Genomic DNA, 2293 nt, shown 5'->3' with positions numbered 1-2293 from the left:
CGTGGACTACGTCCATACGCACGGCTTCACGCCGACTGCCGCGCTGGGGCCCCCGCTGTTCTTCGTGCCGCGTGCCGTCTGGCCCGGCAAGCCCGATGACGCGGGCATCCTGCTCGCCCGGCACGCGGGTTACACCTTCGAGAATCTCTCCGCGCCGCTGTGGATCGAGTCGTACATGTGGGCCGGGTTCCCGTCGGTCATCGCCGTCTTCGGTCTGATCGGCGCGGTGGGACGGCGCATCGACGACCTGCGGCACCGGCTGCGGCGGCGCCCGGGGACCCTCGCGGCGCTGCTGGTGCCGGCCTTCGGCTTCTACCAACTGGTGCTGCTGCGCGGCAGTTTGATGGCCATCGTCGGCCCGCTCGCCCTGCTGGTATGCATCCCGCTACTGATCACCCGTAAGCCGGGGCGGCGGACCCCTCCGCCGTCCGCGGCGGACCCCGCGCGCGCCTCGGAGTGCCCCGCGCCCCGCGCCGCCCTGCCGTTACCCACAGGAGGAGCACGTACGTGAGCGTCTTCGACGAGCCCGCGGAGGAGCCGGACCAGATCCGGGACCAGCTGCGCCAGCTCTTCCGGTATCGGGCCCTGGTCGTGCTGGGGCTGGTGCTGGGCATGCTCGGCGGTGGCGCCGTTTCCCTGCTCGGCGGTTCGACCTATACCGCGACCGGCGAGGTCGTGGTGCATGCGATCAGTACGGCGCCCTTCGAGGCCGGCGGCGTCTCGGTGGACAAGCAGATCAGCATGGGTACGGAGCGGCAGATCGCGCAGAGCGCGTCGGTCGCGGCCGGTGCGGCCAAGGCCCTGAAGCTGTCCACCGATCCGGCCAAGCTCCAGCGGGACCTGCGGGTGAGCAATCCGCCCGAGACCCAGACCCTGATGTTCGAGTACGACGCGGACTCCCCGGACCGGGCGTCCGCGCTCGTCAACGCCTTCGTGCATGCGTATCTGGACTACCGGCAGGACGCCGCGACCCAGCGGATAGACAAGACCGTCAGCAAGCTGAGCGCCGAGCTCAAGCCGCTCCAGGAGCAGCGCAAGGTGCTGGACCGGCGGATCGCCGCCGGGAGCGGGGGGCGGGCCACCGATGAGTCCGAGCGCAGCAATCTGGTGTCGGAGATAGCGGATCTTCAGGGGCGGATCTCCAGCCTGAAGTCCCTCGACACCACGCCCGGCGACATCGTCCGCAAGGGCGATCCGCCGGCCTTCCCGTCCAGCCCCGGTCTGGTCGTACTGCTGCTCGCCGGGGCCGTGGTCGGGCTGGTGCTGGGCATTCTGGCGGCCTGGGTGCGCTCGGTGCTGGAGCCGCGGGTCCGGTCGGTGGCGGATGTGCAGGACAATCTGCGGGCACCGGTGCTCGGTATCCTGCCGCGCCGGCAGGGCGGTGCACAGCTGCTGGAGGTCGGGCGGACGGGCCGCGGCAACCGGGCGGAGGCGTACCGGACGATCGCTTTCCGGTTGGTGCATGACCAGCGCTTCGCGGGACGGGGAAGTCTGCTGATCGTCTCCCCCCGGGAGCATGCGGAGGCGGTCTCTGTCGCGGTCAATCTGGCCGGGGCGTTCGCCGAGATCGGCAACGACATCCTGCTGGTGGAGGCCGATCTGCGGACTCCGCAGCTCGCCCAGCGGCTGCCGCTGCATCACGGTCACGGCCGTCCGGTGCCGGGCGGTTGGGCGGATGGCGAGCGGCTGGCCGTGGACGCGGGGGTGGACGGGCGGTTCGATCTGCTGCCCGGCCGGGAGGTGCCCAACCCGGCGCGTGCCCTGTCCTCACCGCAGTTCGCGCGGCTGCTGAACGCCCCCTCCGGCCCGAACGAGAATGTCGTGGTCGTCACCGGGCCGCTGCTGTCGCACGCGGACGGGCTGGCCGTCGCCAAGCAGGCGGCCGGCGTCGTGGTGGTCTGCGATCTCAACGAGGTCCGCCGGGACGACCTGGACCGGGTGTGGGAGCTGATCACCGGCGCCGGCGGGCACATCCTGGGGGCCGTCCTGGACAAGGGCAGCCGCGGGACCTCGCTGCGCCGGCTGACGGACGGCGGACCGACGCACCGCAAGCGCGGCCGCGGCCGGGCGCGGACGGCCCCGGTGGCGCCGCCGCCGCGGCCGGGCCCGCCGCCGCCGCTTCTCGGACCGGCACCGCAGGACGGCGCGGCCGTCGACGCCGACACCACCTCGCTGCACAGGTGACGGCCATCCGTGCGGCGGGGGCGGGCGGCCGGCCCGCGCCGTCGGCGGCGGGCGGGGCCGGGGCCGGCGGGCGCGGGGTCGGCAGCACCGCCCGCGGCAGCATGTTCGG

The 2293-nt window shown here is 73.3% G+C and carries 1 protein-coding gene and 1 pseudogene; both read left to right on the top strand.

Translation table 11 applies throughout. The annotated features are described in order from the left end of the window. Window positions 1–511: pseudogene (locus AC3EUV_RS38250) on the top strand (hypothetical protein); the annotation flags it as partial. After that, on the top strand, window positions 508–2184 hold the full coding sequence (locus AC3EUV_RS38245) for a polysaccharide biosynthesis tyrosine autokinase (RefSeq protein WP_435604889.1): 1677 nt from the start codon (window positions 508–510) through the stop codon (window positions 2182–2184). The pseudogene AC3EUV_RS38250 and the gene AC3EUV_RS38245, both read left to right, overlap by 4 nt. Window positions 2185–2293: the final 109 nt, after the last annotated feature.

It is taken from the genome of Streptomyces sp. bgisy130 (assembly GCF_057708345.1).
Note: the sequence above shows the minus strand (reverse complement) of the source record. Positions and strands in the feature narration are given on the sequence as shown.